Here is a 21,047-nt window from a genome sequence, read left to right as displayed (position 1 = left end):
GCTCAACGGGCGGTTATGGCCACGCTAATCCATGTGCTGGGGGCGGATATTCCCCATCATAATCAAACGCTGCTGCGCTTTTTTAACGATACTCTCAGCCCGGTGCTGCCCGCCCATCAGGTGCGGCGGTTTATGGTGGTGTCGGCAACGGTGCTTACCGGGCCTGCGTTGCAATCGCTTGAAATAGAAAGGTTCTCTGGCCCGCTGTTGCTGGCGCGGGCGGTGGTGTCGCTGGCGCGGCGTGATCGTGAGGCACGTTTCTTCTTCCACGGGCAATTCAACCCCTGGCTGTGGCTGGCGCTGTCGGCGGGGTTGCTGGCACGCGAGCGCGTTAACTGGCATATCTGGGGCGCGGATCTGTATGAAGAGGCGCACGGCTGGCACTATCAGTGGTTTTATCGCCTGCGACGCTATGCCCAGCGCCGCGTAGGGCGGGTATTTGCCACACAAGGCGACATGGCGGTATTTCATCAGCGTCACCCGAAGGTGCCCGCTTCGCTGCTCTATTTCCCGACGCGCCTGAGCCCGCTCGCGCCTGTGCGCCCGGTTCCGGCGGATACGCCGCTGACCATTCTGGTGGGGAATTCCGGCGATCGCAGCAACCGTCATCTGGAGGCACTGGCGGCTATCCACCGTCAGTTTGGCCGGGCGGTGCGGCTTATCGTGCCGATGGGCTATCCGGCGGGCAATGAGGCGTATATTAATCAGGTGGCGGCCTGCGGACAGGCACTGTTTGGCGATGAGATTGAAGTGCTGCGCGATGCGCTTGCGTTTGAGGACTATCTGACGCTGTTGCACCGCTGTCATCTCGGCTATTTTTTGTTCCACCGTCAGCAAGGTATTGGCACCTTATGCCAGCTGATTCAGTTGGCTATCCCGTTTGTTATCAGCCGTCATAACCCGTTCTGGCAGGATCTGACGCAGCAACAACTGCCGGTATTATTCAGCGATGCGCCATTAGATGAGGCCACGCTCGCACGGGCGCGGGCGCGTCTGGCGCGTATCGACACCCGGCGCATTGCCTTTTTTGCCCCGCAGTACCAGCAAGGATGGCATCAGGCGTTAGCCCTGGCGGCAGGAGATTCGCGTGACTAAAGCCGATTTTCTCGGCCTTTTGCTGGTGTGGCTTGCCAGCAGTGGCATGGTGGCGTGGCGAATCTGGCGTGAATACTGCCGATGCCGCTTCACCTTTAATATGGTGTTTTCACTGCTCTATTGGCTGACCTTTTTTTTCGGCTTCCCGCTCACCGGGGTGCTGGTGTTCCGTTTTGGTATCACCACCGCCGACCCAGTCAACCTGCTGCTGGCGCTACTCTCTGCGGCAGGGTTTTATGGGCTCTACGACGTTTGTTATCACGCCCGATTATGGCCTGCACGCGCGCCTGTGCCGCGTGCGTTAGCGCATGTCAATCGCCATGAATTGCACCTGAGCGCCGCGCTGCTGGCGCTGGTGGCGTTTGGCACAGCGGCGGTCTTTTTCGCACACAATGGGCTGCTGCTGTTTAAACTCAGCGCCTATAACCAGATTTTCTCGCGTGATATCGCAGGCGTTGCCCTAAAACGCTTCTTCTATTTCTTTATTCCGGCGATGTTGATGGTGTATTTCCAGCGCCAGACCCGGCGCGCCTGGCTGCTGTTTCTGCTGGTGTGCGCGGCGTTTGGCGGTTTTACCTACCTGTTGGTGGGCGGCACGCGCGCCAATATCCTGATAGCCGTGGCGCTGTTTTTATTGATTGGCCTGCAACAGCGCTGGCTGCGCTGGTGGATGCTGGCGTTGGCGGGCGCGCTGGCGGTGCTGGCGATGTTCGGGCTGGCGTTGCTGCGTTATCGACTCGCTGTGCAGGGCGATGAAGCTTTCTATACGTTTTTGTATTTAACGCGCGACACCTTCTCACCGTGGCAGAATCTGGCGACGTTATGGCAGCACCAGCCGCAAACGCAATTACAGGGGCTCGCGCCAATCGTGCGTGATTTCTATGTGTTTATTCCCACCTGGCTATGGCCGGAGCGCCCGGCGCAGGTGCTGAACACCGCCAACTATTTCACCTGGGAGGTACTCGGTTATCATGCCGGGCTGGCGATGTCGCCGACAGTGCTGGGCTCGCTTCTGGTGATGGGCGGGCCATGGCTGCTGGCGCCGGGGGCGTTGGTGGTGGCGATGATGATTAAAGGGTTTGACGCGCTTTATCGATGCGCGCAGCACAGCGCAAACCGCGCGTTATCGGCACTGTTGCAGTCGTTTTGTTTCGGCGCGTTATTTAACCTGGTGGTGCTGGTGCGTGAGGGGCTGGACGCTTTCTTCTCACGCATGGTGTTTTTCTGCCTGATATTTAGTGCCTGTGTGCTGCTGGCTAAAGGTATTTACGCGTTGCTATTGCGTATGGGTATGGTGACGTCAGGAGAGGGTCATGAGTGATAAACCGCTGCAATGTGACGTGCGCGGTATTCCGCTGCAAGGGTTTCGGGACATGGCGCAGTGCGTGGCTCATCTGTTCACCGCTGATGCCCCACGCCCCGGCGTGTTGGTCGCCATTAATGCGGAAAAAGTGGTGAGCGCCGAAAATGACCAGCTATTACGTGCGCTGATGTTACAGCCGGAAAACTGTAATTATGCTGATGGCATCAGCGTGGTGTGCGCGGTGCGCCGCAAATATCCGGGGGCTGCCGTCACGCGTATTGCCGGGGCGGATTTATGGCAGGCACTGATGCAACGCGCCGGGCAAACCGGCACACCGGTGTTCCTGCTGGGCGGGCGGGCAGAGGTGTTGGCCGAGACCGCGCGCCTGCTGCAAACGCGCTGGCAGGTCAATATTGTCGGTATGCAGGATGGCTATTTTTCCGCGCAGCAACGCCCGCAGGTGCTGGCGCACATTCGTGATAGCGGCGCCAGACTGGTGACGGTTGCGATGGGCTCGCCGCGTCAGGAATTATTTATCCGCGAGGCATGGCAGTTATACCCAGAAGCGCTCTACATGGGCGTTGGCGGCACTTACGATGTGTTTACCGGTAAGGTAAAACGCGCCCCGCTCTTCTGGCGTCAGCACGGGCTGGAGTGGCTGTATCGCCTGCTCACTCAGCCGACCCGTTTTCGTCGCCAGCTTAAGCTTGTGCGCTATGTATGGTGGTATCTGCGCGGCGTGCTTTAGCGCCCGTCCTGTCGGTTTGCCATGCCGTTTGGGTGGGGAGAATGCCGCCGTGGCCGGGGGAATGTGCACTTTTTTAGCCGCTTTATCGTTGTGATCAAGGTCTGGCATCGCTGTTTATTTCATCATGCACCGGTACAGGAGAAGTAGGAATCCGGCGTGCATTGCGGTATCTTCTCGGCCGTTTTTTCCGGCCGGAAGGCGCTCATGCCTTGCCGGGCGAGAGCCGGCCAAACCATAATGCTTCTTATGCCGGCATAAAAAGGAACCATTCAGACAGAGGTTATATGGCAAATACAGAGAAACAAGAGGCCCTTCACCGGGGGCTGGAAGCGCGGCATATCGAACTGATCGCGCTTGGCGGCACCATCGGGGTTGGGTTGTTCATGGGGGCGGCCAGCGCCCTGAAATGGGCAGGCCCGTCGGTGCTGCTGGCCTATATTGTTGCTGGCATCTTTGTGTTCTTCATCATGCGTTCGATGGGGGAGATGCTGTTTCTGGAGCCTGTCACCGGCTCTTTTGCCGTGTATGCACACAAATATATGCATCCGTTCTTCGGTTATCTCACCGCGTGGGGTTACTGGTTTATGTGGATGGCGGTGGGGATTTCGGAAATCACCGCTATTGGGGTGTACGTACAGTATTGGTTCCCAACGTTGCCGCAATGGCTGCCTGCCATCGGGGCCGTTGCGCTGGTGGCGGCGGCCAATCTGGCGGCGGTACGTTTATACGGTGAAATCGAATTCTGGTTTTCGATGATCAAAATCACCACCATTGTGGTGATGATTGTGGTGGGCGTGGGCATCATTTTCTTTGGTATCGGCAATCACGGCCAGGCCACCGGGTTTGTCAACCTGACCGAACACGGCGGTTTTCTGGCTGGTGGCTGGAAAGGGCTGCTGTTTGCGCTCTGCCTGGTGGTGGCCTCGTATCAGGGGGTCGAGCTGGTGGGGATTACTGCCGGTGAAGCACGTAATCCGCAGGTAACGTTAAAACGTGCTATCAATAACATCCTGTGGCGTATTCTGATTTTCTATGTGGGCGCTATCTTCGTGATTGTGACCATTTTCCCGTGGAACGAAATAGGCACGTCTGGCAGCCCGTTCGTATTGACCTTCGCTAAAATCGGCATTACCGCAGCGGCTGGCATCATCAACTTTGTGGTGCTCACGGCGGCGTTGTCGGGCTGTAATAGCGGGATGTACAGTTGCGGTCGTATGCTGTATTCGCTGGCGAACAACCGTCAGTTGCCAGCAGCGTTAGGACGCGTGACGAAAGGTGGCGTGCCGGCGGCGGGCGTCATGGTGTCGATTCTTTGCCTGATAGCAGGCTCGGCGCTCAATTACATTATCCCCAACCCGGAGAAGGTGTTTGTGTATGTCTACAGCGCCAGTGTGCTGCCCGGCATGATCCCGTGGTTTGTGGTGTTGATTAGCCAGTTGCGTTTTCGCCAGCAGCACCGCGAGGCGATGGCGGGGCATCCGTTTAAATCTGTCCTGTTTCCGTGGGTCAACTACCTGACGATGGCGTTTTTGCTTTGCGTGCTGGTGGGGATGTATATCAATGAAGATACGCGGATGTCGCTGGTCGTCGGGGGGGGGTCCTGGCGGCGGTCAGTCTGGGCTATGTCGGGCTCGGATTGGGTAAAAAAACGGCGCAAATAGAGGCGCAGGCAGAGTAACCGCGGCATGACACCGGGGGATAGTGGCGGATTGAGGCAGGTTTTGAGCAGAACTGAGCAAAGCATAAGCAAACGCATCTTTAACGCATCATTTCTGTAAAAAAGCACTGGACAGCTTTCGCCTAAGTCCGTACTATCCCCACCCGCAACGGCGCTACGCGCCCGTAGCTCAGCTGGATAGAGCGCTGCCCTCCGGAGGCAGAGGTCTCAGGTTCGAATCCTGTCGGGCGCGCCATTAAGTTGTGCGCAGAGCTGCGGAAGGTACCCCGTAATCGAGTACCGAAATACGTAGTTAAGCAGTGGTATATGGTGGCTATAGCTCAGTTGGTAGAGCCCTGGATTGTGATTCCAGTTGTCGTGGGTTCGAGTCCCATTAGCCACCCCAGATTCAAAGGTTTGTGTCAGGCGAAGGTGGCGGAATTGGTAGACGCGCTAGCTTCAGGTGTTAGTGTCCTTAGGACGTGAGGGTTCAAGTCCCTCTCTTCGCACCACACAGGCATTTGTACCGTGCCAGAAGCACGGGGAGCAGTAAGGTATAAAATCGGCGAGTAGCGCAGCTTGGTAGCGCAACTGGTTTGGGACCAGTGGGTCGGAGGTTCGAATCCTCTCTCGCCGACCACCTCTTCAAAAAAAACGGCAACCGTAAAGGTTGCCGTTTTTTTTGCGTCTTTTGCGGTACTGATTGCGTTTTGGCTACGGCTGATGTACATATCATTTGAATTTATATTCACTTTTATAGAATTTAAATGAGGTTTGTATGTCAGTGTTAACCCCGGTTGAAAAACAGTTTGCCGCTTATAACGCACACGATCTGGCGGCATTCACCGCCTGCTTTCACGATGATTTTCAGGCGTATCGCATGCCCGGCGATCACCCCTCTCTATGCGGAAAAGCAGCCCTGGAGCGCTTTTATCGCGATCACCGTTTTAATAATCCCGCTCTACGAGCCGAACTGATCTCCCGTACCGTGCTGGGCTGCCATGTCTTTGATCATGAAAAAATTTATGGCATAGCTGAACAGCCTATCGAGAGCATCGCTGTGTTTGAGGTTAATGCGGGGTTGATCACCAGCGCTCGGTTCTATTTTGCTTAATTATGCATTTCATGTCGTGATGAAGGCACCTTCATCGCGCATGGGCCGTTCGGCAGGTTATTTTAAATGAAGTAATTTCCATAGTGATTATAAAACCATAAAGAATATGTTATATCGAAGCGATATATCGGTGCGAATATCGCCAGTGCTATAGTTATCGACAAACAACAGCGACGTCTCGGCCCGCCTCCATTCCCCCATTATTACAATCTAACGAGTAATCTATGGCATCACATCTGATTGACTTTCTTCTTATTGGTAACAATTTTGGTACACCAGAAATGCGTGATGTCTGGTCAGAGCAAAACCGCTTGACCCGTCAGGTCGAGGTGGAAATTGCGCTGGCGCAGGCTGAGGGTGAATTAGGTGTCATTCCGCCAGAGGCTGCCAATGCCATTGCGTCCCGCGCCAATGCGGCGGCGCTTAATGTTGAAGATATCGCCAAAGATGCGGCCCGCATGAAGCACTCGCTGATGCCGACCATTGCCGCTATTCAAAAACAGTGTGGTGAAGCGGGAGAGTACATTCATTACGGCGTCACCACGCAGGATGTGGTGGATACCGCTACCGTGCTGCAATTGCGCCAGGCGTTTGACATCGTTGCGCGCGATACCCGTCTGGTGGCGATTGAACTGAAACGGCTGGCGAAAAAGCACCAATATACTCTGATGACCGGTCGAACCCACGGCATGCAGGCCCTGCCGACAACGTTTGGTTTTAAGCTGGCCGTCTGGCTGGACGAGTTCGTCCGTCACTTGCAACGTCTGAATGAAATTCGTGATCGGGTGCTGGTCGGTAATATCAATGGCGCTATCGGTACTTATGCTTCGTTTGGCGAGCTGGGGCCGGAAATTGAGCGTCATACCCTTGCCCGTCTCGGCCTGAATACCCCGAACATCGGCTGGCAGTCTGCGCGCGATCGTTTTTCTGAATACGCGTCTGTTACCGTGTTAATCAGCGGGACGCTCGGTAAAATCGGTAACGAGCTCTACAACCTGATGCGCACGGAAATCAACGAAATCGAAGAGCCGTTCTCTGAGGGGAAAATTGGCTCGACCACGATGCCGCATAAACGCAATCCGGCGGCCCTCGAAGGGCTGGCGAGCCTGACGGCTCCCTTGTTCAAGAGCGCGGCGCTGATTCATGAATCGATGAAAGTCGAGCATGAGCGTGATGCCATGAGCTGGCGTGCGGAGTGGATAGCCCTGCCGGAAATCAACATTTATCTGTCGGCGCAGTTGCAAAATGCGCTCGGTATTTTGCGCGGTATGTCAGTTAACGAAAAACAGATGCGTGCCAATCTGGATTTGCAAAACGGCCTGCTGCTGTCTGAGAAAGTGATGTTCGAAATTGGCAAACTTCTCGGTAAGCAGACCGCCCATCATCTGGTGTATGAATGTTCGATGGCGGCGTTTGAGCAGAATCGTGCATTCAAGAGCGTACTGCTGGAGCACCCGGTATTATCTGAACATCTCACCGAACAAGCCCTGGAAGCCTGGCTTGACCCGGCAAATTATCTTGGCAGCGCGCCGCAAAAAGTCGACGACGTGATTCGCTATGCCGATGATATCGGCTTGCTGGCTGAGTGACGGGAGCGGCCATGAGCACAGTATTTCGCCAGGTCACTTTGGCGGATGATGACGCCTTTCTCGAACTGGCACTGGCGGCGTATGCCCCGGTGCGTGAGATGGGGCTCAGGTTTGATGCCGCCTATGCGGATATTGAACGGATCCGTTTTCATATTCAAAACAACGGTGTTTACGTGATGGAAAAAGAGGGGCGCTTCGCCTCTTCATGTTCCATTCGTTATCCGTGGGGCCCGGAGCCTGGGCCGTTTGGATTACCGCACATCGGGTGGTTTGCCACACACCCTGACTTCAAACAGCAAGGGTTAGGCCGCCAGATGCTGAACTGGCTGGAGCAGGACATTCTGCTGACGCAATTAAAAGCACCGGCGGTGTCGCTGGGGACAGCGAAAAACCACCCCTGGCTACTTGAGATGTACAGAAATTATGGATTCAAGGACGTGTGTCAGGCTGATTTGGGTAAAGGACACCAAACCATCTTTATGGAAAAAGTGCTCGACCCGCAGCGTTATACCCAGTGGAAAAAAACACACCCAAGATCGGAGACCTAAATGAAAAAAATAACTTTATCAGCACTCACCTTAGCAGCGGCTTTCCTGATAGCGGGTTGTGATGGACAGAAAAGCAGTGAAAAAGTGCTGCGTGTTGGTGCGACCGGGCAGAGCTACCCAAGCGCGTTCAAACAGGATAACAAGCTGGTAGGCTTTGATGTCGAAGTGGCAGAAACCATAGCCAAGGATTTGAACTACAAGGTTGAATGGGTGACGGCAGATTTCAGTGGCCTGATGGGGCAACTGGAAGCCAGTAAGCTTGATACCATCGCCAATGTGGTAGCGATTACGCCGGCGCGTCAGGAAAAATACAGCTTCTCTGCGCCTTATAGCTACTACGGCAGCCAGATTGTTACGCACAAAGACAACACCAACATCAATACGCTCGATGACCTGAAAGGGAAAACCGTGGCGGGCGTGCTGGGCTCTAACCACGTCAACAACCTGAAAAAGGCCTTTGCTGATGGCAGCGTCACGATTCGTACTTACGAAACCCGTGATGGTGCGATGAGCGATGCGCTGGCCAAGCGTGTTGAAGGTTATATCAACTCGCGCCCGATTCTGCTGGCGGAAATCAATAAGCGTAATCTGCCGTTTAAGATGGTGGGTGAGCCGTTGGTGGTCGAGCAGGTTGGTTTTCCTTTCCATAAGGACAGCCAGGGTGATGCGCTGCGCAAACAGTTTGACGACCAACTCACCAAAATGCGCAATGATGGCCGCCTGAAAGCGCTGTCGGTGAAATATTTTGGTGAGGATATTACGGCGGCCAAATAATCCGTCGCCCACTCAATTCCCCGGGTGGTCGCTGCATCTTCGTCGGTGTGGCTGCCGCCCGTAATGGTATGGTTCATGAATATCGATCTCTCCTACCTGTTAAAGGTCTTTCCCCAGGTACTGATGTACTTACCCACCACGCTGTTACTGGCGGTGGTATCAATGCTGTTTGCGATTGTGCTGGGGTTGGTGCTGGCGCTGGTGCGCGAAAGCCGCTTTATCGTATTGGTGAAACTGGTTGAGTTATACATCTCACTGTTTCGCGGCATTCCTTCGCTGGTGCAGTTGTTCATTATCTATTTTGGTCTGCCGCAACTGTTTCCTGCGCTTAACGGCCTGTCAGCCATGACGGCGGCGATCATCGGCTTTAGCCTGAAAAACTCGGCGTATATGGCAGAAATTTTCCGTGCGGCGCTGGCATCGGTGGATTTCGGCCAGACCGAAGCCGGGCTGTCGGTTGGCATGAGTAAAGTGCAGATTTACCGCCGTATCGTGCTGCCTCAGGCGATGCTCAATGCGCTGCCGGCAACGGGTAACACGTTTATTTCATTGATTAAAGATACGTCAGTGGCGTTTGCACTCGGTGTATCTGAACTGTTTGCCGAAGGGAAGATGATTGCTGCCGAATCACTGCGTTTCTTCGAAACCTTCCTGGTGGTGGGGCTGATTTACTGGATGCTGATTATGGTTTATTCCTGGCTTCAGACCCAGTTGGAAAAGAAACTGAGCCACTCACGGCAGCGTTAAGGAGCCCCTATGATTAGCGTAAAAAACCTGACCAAACGTTTTGGCGACCAGGTGGTGCTCGATAACATCAGCCTGGATATCGCTGAGGGCGAAGTGGTGGCGATTATTGGGCCGTCGGGTTCGGGCAAGTCCACGTTGCTGCGCTGCCTGAACTTGCTGGAAAAGCCCGAGTCTGGCGTTATCAGCATTGGCGGGCAGTCACTGGATACGCGCCGTTATACCACCCGTGAGGAGTATGCCCTGCGGCGGCAAACGGCGATGGTGTTTCAGAACTACAACCTGTTTAAGAATAAAACGGCACTGGAGAACATCACCGAAGCGCTGATTGTGGTGAAAAAAATGCCGAAAAAACAGGCCGATGAAATCGGTCTGGCGCTGCTGGAAAGCGTGGGGTTACGGCCACAGGCGCACCAATACCCGGTGACGCTCTCCGGGGGGCAGCAACAGCGGGTGAGTATCGCACGCGCGCTGGCGGTCGATCCGAAGGCGATTTTATTTGATGAACCGACTTCGGCGCTCGACCCGGAGCGTGTGCATGAAGTCTTACAGGTGATTCAACACCTTGCCGGGCAGAACACCACGATGGTGATAGTCACCCACGAAATGCAATTCGCCAAAGAGGTGGCTGACCGGGTGATTTTTATGGCGGAGGGCCATATCGTTGAGCAAGGGCCAGCGGAGAAGGTGATCAGCTTTTCTGATAATCCGCAAACGCGCCGTTTCCTGCGCCAGCTTACCCAGATTCAGGAACCACCCGAGTTCGATATTTAATCGATAACATCATTCACCTGCGAGCCCCATTAGTCGGGCTGCCCTGAGTGACAGGGCGAGAAAAAAAAGAGGAGTCACCCTGCATGAAACAGCATGCCCAGTACGAGCCGCTGGCTCAATTTATTCAGGCATTCCGGCACGATTTGCATCAACATCCTGAGTTATCGAATCAGGAGTTTGAAACCACGCGTAAAATTCGCGCTGTACTGGAAAAAGAAGGCATCCGCGTTCTGGCGTTGCCGCTGAAAACCGGTCTGGTGGCGGAAGTGGGCGGTTTGCAGGATGGCCCGCTGGTCGTGGTGCGCTCTGACATTGACGCGCTGCCGATTGAAGAAGAATCCGGCGTGGAGTTCAGTTCAAAAAACAGTGGTGTGATGCACGCCTGTGGCCATGATTTTCACTCCTCGGCGGCACTGGGTGCGGCGATTTTGCTAAAACGCATCGAGCCGGAATTAAAGGGCACCGTGCGCATTCTGTTTCAGGCTGCCGAAGAAACCGGCCTTGGTGCTCCCGAAGTGATTGCCGCCGGTGCACTCGATGGTGCGGCGGCGATTTTCGGTATCCATAACGACCCGACGCTACCGGTTGGCGTTATCGGCGGTAAAGACGGCGCGCTGACGGCGGGCGTTGACCGCTTTGAAATCAAAATTGCCGCCAAAGGCTGCCACGCTGCCAAGCCGCATGAAGGCAATGACCCTATCATCATTCTGGGGCAGTTGATTGGCGCGGTGCAGACCATCATCAGCCGTAGCGTACCGTCTGATAATAACGCGGTGGTGTCGATTACCCAGGTACACAGCGGCAGCACCTGGAACGTCATTCCCGATACGGCCTATCTCGAAGGGACGGTACGTACGTTTAGCCAGCAAGCGCGTGAACTCATCGAGCAGCGCTTTCGCCAGATTGTTGCCGGTATTGCCAGCACCTTCGGTGCGCAGATAGAGCTGATTTGGCACGCCGGGCCACCGTCGGTGGTCAATACACCGCGCTGGGTGGAGTTTGCACTACAGGTGGCCGATGCCGAAGGGTTCGAGGCGCGCCGTGTCGAGGCGAGCCCGATTGGTGAAGATTTTGCGTTCTACCAGCAAAAGCTACCGGGCACGTTCATGATGGTCGGCTCCGGCGGCCCTTACGCGCTGCACCACCCTAAATTTCGGGTGGACGACCGGGCGCTGTTTCCCACTGCGCACTATCTGTATCAACTGGCCACGCAGAGCCTGGAGCAGTTGTCAGCGCAGTGACGGGTATGATTGATTGAGATAAACAAGCAATGCCGACGCGGGTCGTCGGCATTGCCGTTTCTGCCGCTCACCTTCAGTGGCGAAGAATCTGCTCCAGAAACTGGCGGGTGCGCGGGTGTGCCGGCTGGCTGAAAAAGGTTGTCGGTGGCGCGGATTCGACGATTTGCCCGTCCGCCATCAGGATAACCTTGTCGGCCACCGTTTTGGCAAACCCCATTTCGTGGGTGACGACGATCATGGTCATGCCCGAGTCAGCCAAATCCAGCATCACGTCCAGCACTTCTTTGATCATCTCCGGGTCCAGCGCCGAGGTTGGCTCATCAAACAGCATGATTTCCGGCTGCATGCACAGCGCCCGGGCGATGGCGACACGCTGTTGCTGGCCGCCGGAGAGCTGCTGCGGGTATTTGTGCGCCTGATTGGCGATATGCACCTTGTCCAGATAGTGCATCGCCAGCCCGACGGCCTGCTGCTTTTTCATCTGGCGCGCCAGCGTCGGGCCGATGATCAGGTTATCCAGCACACTCAGGTGCGGGAACAGGTTGAACTGCTGGAACAACATGCCGATGCTGGCGCGAATGCGCTGAATGTTGCGAATGTTGTCGTTCATCTCAATGCCATTGACCAGAATTTGCCCCTGATGGTGCGCTTCCAGCCGGTTGATACAGCGGATCAGTGTGGATTTGCCCGACCCCGACGGGCCACAAATCACCAATCGTTCGCCCCGGGCTACGTTCAGCGACACCTGATTGAGCGCCCGGAACGCACCGTACCATTTACTGACGGCGTTGATTTCAATTACCGGCGGGTAGGCGGATTCAGATGAGAGAGAGGTCATGAAGTGGCTCCAGCGTTTAATGTTTCAGGGGTACGGCCTGCGTCAATACGTTTTTCCAGCCATAGGGCGTAACGGGAGAGCAGAAAACCGAACAGCAGATAGACGGTGGCGATAAACAGATAAGTTTCCAGATAGTAGCGTCGCCACAGCGGGTCCTGCATCACTGAGCTGGTGGCGGTCAGCATATCGAACAGCCCGATAATGATGACAAACGAGGTGTTCTTCATGGCGGCGATGATGTGGTTGACCATGCCCGGCAGGCAGATGCGCAGTGCCTGCGGCAGAATAATGCGGGTGGTGGTGTGCCAGTAACCGAGATTCAGTACCGCCGCCGCTTCATACTGCCCGCGCGGGATGGATTGCAGCCCGCCGCGAATCACTTCCGCCTGATAGCAGGCAAAAAATAGCGCGATGCCGATAACGATGCGCAGCAGTTTGTTGATTTCCAGTCCCGGCGGCAGAAACAGCGGGAACACGTTGACGGCCACGAACAGGATGGTGATAAGCGGTACGCCGCGCAGCCCTTCAATAAACATGACCGACAACCCGCGCAGGAACGGCAGCGGCGAACGACGCCCCAGCGCCAGCAGTACCGATGCTGGCATGCCGATAACCACCGTACCGCTAAACAGCAGGATTGTCAGCGGCAGCCCGCCCCATTCGCTGGACGGCACCGGTTTGAGGCCGAACACGCCGCCTTTCATCAGTATCGCCATCAAAACGATAGACAGCGTCCACAGCGGCAGCAGCACGCGTGAACGCCAGTAGCGTGGCATTAACGACAGGCCCAGCGTCAGAAAATAGAGCATCATGGCAACCACCAGCCGCCAGTGCTGATCGTAGGGGTACAGGCCGAACAGTATCGGACGGTGCTTTTCAACAATCACCGCCCAGCAGGCTCCCGCTGCGGCGCGGCAGACGGCGGGATCGGTGGTATGCCACACGGCATCAATAATACCCCAGCGAATTATCCGCTGGGCAGCCAGGATAATCAGCGCCAGCAACAGCAGCGTTAGCAGCGTTTGTGGCAGGCTGCTAAACAGCTTCTCCCGGCTCCAGCGCCACCCGCGCTGAAGCGGCCCGCCCGCCGGGGATAACGCAGATGAGAATGACATAATGCCCTCTTTCATCGCTCTTTAATGGCGACAATACGGTTAAACACGTTCATCAACAGTGACATCAGCAGACTGAAGGTCAGGTACACCACCATCATGATGGCGATGACTTCCAGCGCCTGCCCGGTTTGATTCATTAATGTGTTGCTGATATTGGTAAGATCGGGGTAGCCGACTACCACGGCAATTGAACTGTTCTTCGACAGGCTGACGAACTGGCTGGTGAGCGGCGGAACGATCACCCGCAGCGCCTGGGGAATAATGATATGACTCAGGATTTGCCAGCGCGACAGCGACAAGGCATTGGCCGCTTCCAGTTGCCCTTTAGGGATAGACTGAATACCCGAACGGACGATTTCTGCGATAAACGCGGAGGAGTAGAGCGCAATGCCCAACAATAGCGCGGTGAATTCCGGGCTGATAATACCACCGCCCTGAAAGTTGAACCCCTGTAATACCGGGCGGTTAAGCTGGTGCGGCGCGCCGGACAACCACCAGGCCAGTAACGGCAGGCCGACAATCAGCGTTGCCGACAGCATCCCCGTCGGCAACGTGTGGCCGCGACGCTCTCGTAGCCTGCGCCCGAATGCCGCCAGTGCAAGGCTTGCGATCAGCGCCGTCAACAGAGCAAGCGCGCACCAGCGCCAGCCAGTGTGGGCGGCGGGCAGGGCGAACGTCAGCCCCCGGTTGGTGAGAAACGCCAGATCGCCCAGCGTGATGGCGTCCCGTGGTGACGGCAGATTACGGATCAACACCGACCAGAAAATCACTTGCAGGATCACCGGAATATTGCGCATCAGTTCGATATAACCGCTGGCGAGGTACGCCAGCAACCCGTTAGCGGAGACTCTGGCGATACCGACGGCAAACCCCAGCAGCGTCGCCAGCACGATCCCCCAGCCAGTCACATACAGTGTATTGAGCAGCCCGGTGGCCAGTGCCCGGTAGTAATTATCACGGGCGGTAAAGTCGATTAACTTTTCGCCGATTTCAAAGCGGGCAATATTGCCCAGAAAGCCGAATCCGGTGGCGATATTCTGGGTGCGAAGATTGGCTTCCACGTTGGCATACAGCCAGTAACTGAAATAGACAATCAGCACGCCGAGCAGCAGTTGATAACAGGCGGCCCGCAATGACTGGCTGCCCATGAGCCTGAACCAGAGGGGGGCGTCAGCGCCTGTTTTCCCGGCCTGCGGGGCGATGGTTGGTGCCTTGATGTCAGACAAAACGGTTCCTCTGCAAGAATGCGGGCAGAACGCGCCCGACGTCGAGATGACGGCGACACCGGGCTGTAAACGGTTATCAGCGCATTGGCAGGCTGTACAGCAACCCGCCGTTGGTCCACAGGTTGTTCAGGTCGCGTTCCAGCGGCGTTGGCGTCTCGGGGCCAAAGTGGCGGTTGTAGATATCACCGTAATTACCCACCTGTTTGACGATGTTGTAGGCCCACTTGTTATCCAGCCCCAGCGACTGACCGTAATCGCCGTTAACGCCCAGCAGAGCCTGTACTTCCGCATCGCTGGAGGTGAGCTTGCTATCGACGTTTTTCTGACTGATATCCAGCTCTTCTGCGTTGAACGTGGCATACACCACCCATTTCACGATGTCGTACCACTGGTCGTCCCCTTTGCGGACCGCCATCGCCAGCGGCTCTTTGGAGTAAATCCCCGGCAGAATGATGTGGTCGGTCGGCTTTTCGGCGTCAAACATCCGTACCCCCGGCAGCGCGACTTTATCGCGGGCCAGCACGTCGCAACGGCCAGAGAGGTAAGCGGCGACAAACTCTTTATTGTTCTCGATAACCACGGGCGTATAGCGCAGATGGTGTGCGGCGAATAGCTGCGCCACATTCTGCTCGGTGCTGCTGCCCGGTGTGATACAAACCGTCGCGCCGTTCATGTCTTCCAGCTTTTTCACGCCTGCATTGGCGCGCACCATAAATCCGGTGCCGGTATAAAACGTTGGTGGTGCAAAACGCAGCCCCAGCGAGGTTTCCCGCGACAGTGCGGCGGTCACGTTGCGGGATAGCACGTCAACTTCGCCTGACTGAATGGCCGGGAAGCGCTGAGCGGTGGAAAGGGCAGCGAAGCGGACTTTACCGGCGTCGCCGAAAATGGCAGCGGCCAGCGCCCGGCAGTAGTCGATATCCAGACCTGACCACTGCCCTTTGCTGTCAATGGCAGAGAACCCGTGGCGTGAAGGGTGTACGCCGCAAATCAGCTCGCCGCGCGCTTTGATTTTTTTCAGCGTTTCACCGTTAGCGTTGGTGCTTGTGCTGGCGGCGGCTGTTTCCGCCTGGGCGGTGGAAAACAGACTACTAAGTGTTAGCACTACTGCCGCCGTGAAGCCGAGGGTGTTTTTCAGCATGAGGCATCCTTAATCATCATCGTGGTGGTGTGGGTGTGTGCATCAAACAAGCGGGTTATCTTATTTGTGTTCTTTTGTATACCAATGGTCTCAGCCGGTTTCCCGCAAAACAAATAGCAAATTGCGCAATCCAAATTCATCGTGTTGCTATACACAGGTTATGCAGGCAGTCACCCGCTCAATGGGCGATGGCCTGCCAGAGCAACTGTGCGCTGAGTGCTGTCATGGTGAGCCGGAATGTGGTGCGAAACAGTTTTTCCGGCAGGCTATCGAGAATGCGGGTGCCGAGCCAGGTACCCAGACAGCCGCTGACTGCCATCGCCGCCAGCATCGGCAACCAACTGGCGTAGGCAAACCCCATCAGACCGAAAGCCAGAATTTTCAGCAGATGCTGTAACGCCATGCAGGTGGCATGGGTGGCTATCAGCGGTTGTCTGGTCAACCCCTGTGAGCTTATCAACCCCGCCACCAGCGGGCCGGTCGCACCAACAATCATGGTGCCGACGCTGGTGATGACACCACCCAGTACAAAGAGTGTCCGGTTGGTGGTCTTCGGCCGTAACGGCCGGCGAAACACCGACCACAGGATGAATAGCGCCAGCATGATTTTGGCCGCGCTTTCTGGGATCCAGACCACGACCGGTGAGCCGGCCGCAATGCCGATGACACTGCCCGCCAGAAACCACCACACCAGTTTCCAGGCCACATGGCGGCGTTGCAGCAGCGTGCGGCTCAGGTTCGACCCCAGTTGCACGATGCCGTGCACCGGCAACAGACTGCTGACCGGCATACCCAGCCCCATAATCGCCAGCAGCGTTACGCCGCCACCGAGCCCCATCGCGGCGGTCAGCGCCGAGGTCAGAAAGCTAGATAGCACCAATATGCCAGCGAATAGCGGTGAAATTTCTGGTGGAATAAGAGAGATCATGGCGCGGCTCTGTAGTGAAAAATTTAAATAAATTCAATTTGTTGATTCTTTCTGTGCCCGGCTCACCGGTAATCGTCTTGCAGCAGCCGCTGATAAAGTGCCTGGGCTTCCAGGGGGGAGAGAATGTGCCCGGCGCAATCAAGAAACTTTTGTGCAATCAGATTTTCCGGCAGCGGTAATTCGGCGCTGGAGCCCATAGCGCCCGCAACGTTGTGGGTAATGCGTCGTCCGTCATGACAGTGCAGCGTGACCCGTGCGCTGTGGGTGGCCGTATCGTCGTGACTTGACAGTGATACCCGCGCCATCAGTGCGTTAGTTGCAGGATCGCTGAAAGCGACGTCATCAATAAAGTCGTCCAGCGTTAGCCCGCCGGTTATCCAGGCACGGGCGATGCAGTAATGCAGGCTGAATTTCCCGGCCAGCGGCGTATTCGGCTGCGGCTGGTTAATGTGCGGGAAACGCAGAGGGTGCACTTCCACCTGAATCTGTGCGATGTCATCGGTAGAAACGCCGGTATCAGCCCGCAGCGCCAGCAGTGCATCCAGCGGTGACAAAATGGCGTAGCAGCAAGGGAAGTATTTGTAATTATTCCCTTTCACCCGGTCGAGAATGTGCGAAGGTGTCAGCCAGGGCTCGGTCAGCGGGGCCGGATCGTAGTTGCCCGGTGCCTGATTGTAGACATTGAAATACCCGTGCGAGTGCTCGAAAGCCTGTAGCCCGGCGCTGAATCCCTGTTGCGCCAGGCGAACTGCCATCACCGCGTTGCGGTTGGCATGGCCGACCGCCAGCGATTTGGTCTGGCTGCCGAAGTTGGATTTAATGCCCGAGGCCAGCGAGGCGGTAATACACAGTGCCGTGGCGGTCTGTTCCTCATCAAGCCCCAATAGCACGGCGCAGGCGGCCACGCCTGCGAATACGCCGACGGAGGTGGTCGGGTGCCAGCCGTGCCGGTACTGGAATGGGCTGACGGCTTTTCCCATGCGTACTGCCGTTTCATACCCGGCCAGATAAGCGCGCAGGATAGCGTCGCCGCTGGCGTGTTGTTCGTCTGCCAGCGCCAGCAACGCAGGCAACACCGCAACTGAAATATGGCCGTGCAACCAGGAGTTGGAATCATCGAAATCAAGCAAATGGGCGGCGGTACCGTTGAGCAGTGCGGCGTCCTGCGCGTTGAGCCGCAGTGACGTTCCCAGTACGCGGCTCTGGCCGGACGCCGCCGTGGGGACTATCACGGCGCGTAACTTGTGCGCACCATCCTGAATACTGCCCGCCAGTGTGACCCCCAGCGTATCGATAATGGCAGTACGTGCCAGCGCCAGAACGTCTGGCGAGAAGGTCTGGCGTGAAAAGGCCAGCAGGCTGTGCGCGAATCGGCGGGCAACGGTCATAAAAAATTCCTGGTTAAAACGTTATTTATCAAATTAATACGTAGATTTTTTACGGGAAAGCCATCGCGTGTTTTCAGTCTCGTGCGGCAAGTATCCCGTTGATGGTGGCGAGCGCGCCGACGTGTTCGAAATGCATCGCCGCCTGATACAGCTTGCCGCTTTGTTTTTTACCCAAAACAGGAATGGTCAGCGCATCAAACTTGGCGCGCAGTTCGTGCTCTGACAGCGGGTTCTGCGGGTGGCCGCGATAGACGTCGGTTTGCGCGTGCAGGTGTTGCCCATCTTCCAGCCAGATGTCGATAAATGCTGCGCTGGCCGACTGCCCTTCAACTGCTTCGATCTCCAGCAGCGGTAGTAGCTGGCGTGGCACCGGGTCGTCCACCGTGCGCCGGGTGAAATCGGCGTCATGCAATTGATAGCCGCTGAGCGCCAGCGCAATGCAGTGTGGAATACTGAATTTGCTCTCCAGCGGTGTTGCGGGGTTCATTATCCCGGCGTTGACCATCCCCATCGGATGTACGCGGGCGTAAATACGTTGAATCTTGCGCCCGCCCAACTGCGGGAACAGTTTTCGGGCGGTTTCGATGCAAGCATGTGTTCCGCGGCAACTGGCATAAAGTTTGTAGCCGTTACCGGGCAGCTCCCACGTTTGCCCGAAATCCAGGGCAGGAATGTCCGCGCTGCCGTCCTGAATAAAGGTGTTTACCCAACCGTCGGTTTCATAAAAATGGTGGGCACCGGTAAACCCTTCCGCTGCCAGTTCGGCGGCGAGAATGCCATCCATCGCTGCCTTTCCGGCATGGAACGGTTTGCCGTGTGTGCCGGAGGATTTCTGTAACCCGCCCATCATGGTGGCCGCGCTGCCGAGAGCATTGGCGGTTTGTTCACGCGACAGTTTCAGCAGCACGGCGGCAACGGCCGCCGCACCGGCCCGGCCGACGACCGATGTGGGGTGAAAGCCGCGGCGCTGTAAGTTACGCCCGACGCCCGTTACCCAGCCGCCGCCAAGTTTCGCCATCACCTCGAAGCCGATGATAAAGGCGGTCAGCGTTTGCTGTTCGTCGGCGCGATACGCCTGAGCCAGCGCCAGCGCCGCAGACCAGCAAGGTGCGCCGGGGTGGCCCGCACCGGCAGGGTGGGTATCGTCATAATCTGCCGCATGGGCCATGGTGCCATTCACCAGCGCTGCCAGCGCGGGCGTGGTTTTTCGGCCCAGCCATATTTGTGCTTCGCCACTGGCGTTCCAGCGATTGGCGACCTGCCGTACTGCCTTTACCGCGTCGTCATTAAGCGCACCAAGCGCCACGCCGAGGTGATCGACCAGCGCCCTTTTGGCCTCGTGTCTGACCTGCTCTGGAATAATGAGCGAGGAGGACGAGCAGATAAACTGGCACAGTTGTTCTCCCCGAGGAAACGGTGGCGAAACGCTCATGACGACGGCTCCTTGATCATTGGCGGTTATTGCCCGACGTGGCCAATATGGCCGTCGATTTTAAATGTCACCAATTGAATTCATTTGTATACAATGTGTGGCGGCAGCATACCAATCCCTCTATGGCGGGACAAAAACGCTTTTTTGCTAAGCTATGAACAAAATAAGCAATACAAGAGGTTGCCAATGGCATCATGTCGGGCAAACATGCGATTGCTTTCGGTTTTGGCACATCCTCGTCGGCGCAATGCACCCCGGAGGATTGCCGCCATGTGGCAGATGATATGCAACATGCTTGTTTAGACATGGTTGATGTTCAGGAAAACCGGGTGCCTGAATTGGCGCGGCTAATTACGTTGATGAAAATGATGGATTATGAATTTAAAACAGACCGACGACAGCAATGTTGCCTTATCGCCGTTTGACACATTACTCGCCGCAATTGAGCGGGGAGAACTGCTGCCGGGCGAGCGTTTGCAAGAAACCCGGCTGGCAAAGCAGTTTGGCTTGAGCCGCACGCCTATCCGTGAAGCACTGCACCGCCTGGAGATGCTGGGGCTGGTGCAGCCAGGGCCGCAGCGTGGGCTGATGATTGCCCAACTCAGCTACGAACGGCTAAGCCAGCTCTTTGCCGTGCGCGAGGGGCTGGAGCGGCTGGCGATGGAGCTTGCCGTCGCGTCTGCCTCTGTGGAGGAGATGGCGCTGCTACAAGATATGGTCAGGGTTGAGCGGGATATCAGCGACGGCAAGGCATTGCATGACCATAACCGATTGTTTCACCGCCAGATATATCGGGCGACCCACAATCCCTATTTGAATGAAATGCTGGATAACTTGCGTATCCATCTTTCATTGTTACGCGGCACGACCTATGAGCTGCCTGAACGGGTTGAAGAAGCTAAACGGGAACACCAGATGATTGTTGATGCATTGGTTCGCCGTGATAAAGAGGCTGCGCAGGCAGCAGCGTGCCAGCATATTCGTAATGGCTACCGCGCCCGGCTGAGGATACTGAACCAGCATGATCGGTAGTGCGCTGAAAGGCCATCAGCGGTGGGTTGCGGTGTCATATTTTGACAACGTGGCCACCTGTTGGTAAATGGCGACAGTACACGGACTTAAATGTCTCCATTAGGAGACATTTAAGTTTTTGATATTTAATACCTTCTTGTTGTCCTGCTATTACTGTTGCTAATTGGCGACGGTTTCTGCCACGCCCGGTGTTTTCCAGGGTTTTGCGCTTGTCATCTGACAGGTCTTATTAATTAAAAATGATTATTAATCATTTTGTTATGTTTATTTTTAATCAAAATTTATTTTTTGGCACATCATTTGCTAAACATACTGCGTAGATGCTCATTCCACCTTCTATGCTTGCTTCGGCTTCATAAA

18 protein-coding genes, 4 tRNA genes and 1 pseudogene are annotated in these 21,047 nt (G+C 56.0%); 16 read left to right on the top strand and 7 right to left on the bottom strand.

What is annotated here, in order from left to right; genetic code table 11:
* Positions 1-15 precede the first annotated feature (15 nt).
* From DAQ1742_RS19210 to DAQ1742_RS19140, 15 genes and pseudogenes are all read left to right on the top strand, one after another.
* Positions 16-1,095, top strand: coding sequence for a TDP-N-acetylfucosamine:lipid II N-acetylfucosaminyltransferase (locus DAQ1742_RS19210; RefSeq protein WP_035344901.1), 1,080 nt, complete (start codon positions 16-18; stop codon positions 1,093-1,095).
* Complete coding sequence (gene wzyE, locus DAQ1742_RS19205) at positions 1,088-2,416, top strand: ECA oligosaccharide polymerase (RefSeq protein ID WP_035344898.1); 1,329 nt, start codon at positions 1,088-1,090, stop codon at positions 2,414-2,416. Before DAQ1742_RS19210 ends, wzyE begins: the two co-directional genes overlap by 8 nt.
* The gene (gene wecG, locus DAQ1742_RS19200) at positions 2,409-3,146 is read left to right on the top strand and encodes a lipopolysaccharide N-acetylmannosaminouronosyltransferase (RefSeq protein ID WP_035344895.1); all 738 of its coding nucleotides are present in this window, start codon (positions 2,409-2,411) and stop codon (positions 3,144-3,146) included. The genes wzyE and wecG overlap by 8 nt, the downstream gene beginning before the upstream one ends.
* Before the next feature lie 284 nt (positions 3,147-3,430).
* A pseudogene (gene thrP, locus DAQ1742_RS19195) lies at positions 3,431-4,824 on the top strand (bifunctional threonine/serine APC transporter ThrP).
* A 158-nt stretch (positions 4,825-4,982) separates the two neighbouring features.
* Positions 4,983-5,059: transfer RNA gene (locus tag DAQ1742_RS19190), tRNA-Arg, on the top strand.
* A 74-nt stretch (positions 5,060-5,133) separates the two neighbouring features.
* Positions 5,134-5,209 (top strand) — tRNA-His (locus tag DAQ1742_RS19185).
* Between the two features lie 20 nt (positions 5,210-5,229).
* Positions 5,230-5,315 (top strand) — tRNA-Leu (locus tag DAQ1742_RS19180).
* A 51-nt stretch (positions 5,316-5,366) separates the two neighbouring features.
* A tRNA-Pro gene (locus DAQ1742_RS19175) sits at positions 5,367-5,443 on the top strand.
* Between the two features lie 138 nt (positions 5,444-5,581).
* Positions 5,582-5,917, top strand: a complete 336-nt coding sequence (locus DAQ1742_RS19170) for a nuclear transport factor 2 family protein (protein WP_035344891.1) — start codon at positions 5,582-5,584, stop codon at positions 5,915-5,917.
* A 224-nt stretch (positions 5,918-6,141) separates the two neighbouring features.
* Entirely contained in the window at positions 6,142-7,506 is a 1,365-nt protein-coding gene (gene purB, locus DAQ1742_RS19165) for an adenylosuccinate lyase (protein ID WP_035344888.1), read from the top strand.
* 11 nt (positions 7,507-7,517) lie between these two features.
* Positions 7,518-8,054 (top strand): GNAT family N-acetyltransferase, encoded by a 537-nt coding sequence (locus tag DAQ1742_RS19160; protein WP_035344885.1) that lies wholly within the window; start codon positions 7,518-7,520, stop codon positions 8,052-8,054.
* The gene (locus DAQ1742_RS19155; protein WP_035344882.1) at positions 8,055-8,828 is read left to right on the top strand and encodes an amino acid ABC transporter substrate-binding protein; all 774 of its coding nucleotides are present in this window, start codon (positions 8,055-8,057) and stop codon (positions 8,826-8,828) included.
* A gap of 75 nt (positions 8,829-8,903) precedes the next feature.
* Entirely contained in the window at positions 8,904-9,575 is a 672-nt protein-coding gene (locus DAQ1742_RS19150; RefSeq protein ID WP_035344879.1) for an amino acid ABC transporter permease, read from the top strand.
* A gap of 9 nt (positions 9,576-9,584) precedes the next feature.
* Complete coding sequence (locus DAQ1742_RS19145) at positions 9,585-10,346, top strand: amino acid ABC transporter ATP-binding protein (protein WP_035344876.1); 762 nt, start codon at positions 9,585-9,587, stop codon at positions 10,344-10,346.
* Positions 10,347-10,429: 83 nt separating this feature from the next.
* On the top strand, positions 10,430-11,587 hold the full coding sequence (locus tag DAQ1742_RS19140; protein WP_035344873.1) for an amidohydrolase: 1,158 nt from the start codon (positions 10,430-10,432) through the stop codon (positions 11,585-11,587).
* A 73-nt stretch (positions 11,588-11,660) separates the two neighbouring features.
* Here DAQ1742_RS19140 and DAQ1742_RS19135 read toward each other — a convergent pair whose 3' ends face one another.
* The 7 genes from DAQ1742_RS19135 to DAQ1742_RS19105 all read right to left on the bottom strand — a co-directional run bounded on the left by DAQ1742_RS19135 (position 11,661) and on the right by DAQ1742_RS19105 (position 19,655).
* Positions 11,661-12,425 carry an amino acid ABC transporter ATP-binding protein gene (locus DAQ1742_RS19135; protein ID WP_035344871.1) on the bottom strand — a complete coding sequence of 255 codons (765 nt, stop codon included), beginning with the start codon at positions 12,423-12,425 and terminating at the stop codon, positions 11,661-11,663.
* Entirely contained in the window at positions 12,422-13,540 is a 1,119-nt protein-coding gene (locus DAQ1742_RS19130; protein WP_051124250.1) for an amino acid ABC transporter permease, read from the bottom strand. Before DAQ1742_RS19130 ends, DAQ1742_RS19135 begins: the two co-directional genes overlap by 4 nt.
* 11 nt (positions 13,541-13,551) lie before the next feature.
* Positions 13,552-14,766, bottom strand: a complete 1,215-nt coding sequence (locus tag DAQ1742_RS19125; protein WP_232046560.1) for an amino acid ABC transporter permease — start codon at positions 14,764-14,766, stop codon at positions 13,552-13,554.
* Positions 14,767-14,842: 76 nt separating this feature from the next.
* Positions 14,843-15,907: an amino acid ABC transporter substrate-binding protein gene (locus DAQ1742_RS19120; protein ID WP_035344866.1), complete on the bottom strand. Its 1,065-nt coding sequence runs from the start codon at positions 15,905-15,907 to the stop codon at positions 14,843-14,845.
* 178 nt (positions 15,908-16,085) lie between these two features.
* Positions 16,086-16,835: a sulfite exporter TauE/SafE family protein gene (locus DAQ1742_RS19115; RefSeq protein WP_035344864.1), complete on the bottom strand. Its 750-nt coding sequence runs from the start codon at positions 16,833-16,835 to the stop codon at positions 16,086-16,088.
* A gap of 62 nt (positions 16,836-16,897) precedes the next feature.
* Positions 16,898-18,223 (bottom strand): MmgE/PrpD family protein, encoded by a 1,326-nt coding sequence (locus tag DAQ1742_RS19110; RefSeq protein WP_035344861.1) that lies wholly within the window; start codon positions 18,221-18,223, stop codon positions 16,898-16,900.
* 73 nt (positions 18,224-18,296) lie between these two features.
* Positions 18,297-19,655, bottom strand: coding sequence for an MmgE/PrpD family protein (locus DAQ1742_RS19105; RefSeq protein WP_035344858.1), 1,359 nt, complete (start codon positions 19,653-19,655; stop codon positions 18,297-18,299).
* 375 nt (positions 19,656-20,030) lie between these two features.
* On the opposite strand from DAQ1742_RS19105, the gene DAQ1742_RS19100 reads away from it, so the two are divergent.
* Positions 20,031-20,687 carry a GntR family transcriptional regulator gene (locus tag DAQ1742_RS19100; protein ID WP_035344855.1) on the top strand — a complete coding sequence of 219 codons (657 nt, stop codon included), beginning with the start codon at positions 20,031-20,033 and terminating at the stop codon, positions 20,685-20,687.
* Positions 20,688-21,047 lie beyond the last annotated feature (360 nt).

The organism is Dickeya aquatica (genome assembly GCF_900095885.1).
In the GTDB taxonomy this organism is placed as follows: Bacteria; Pseudomonadota; Gammaproteobacteria; order Enterobacterales; family Enterobacteriaceae; genus Dickeya; species Dickeya aquatica.
This window is presented reverse-complemented; position numbering and strand designations above follow the sequence as displayed.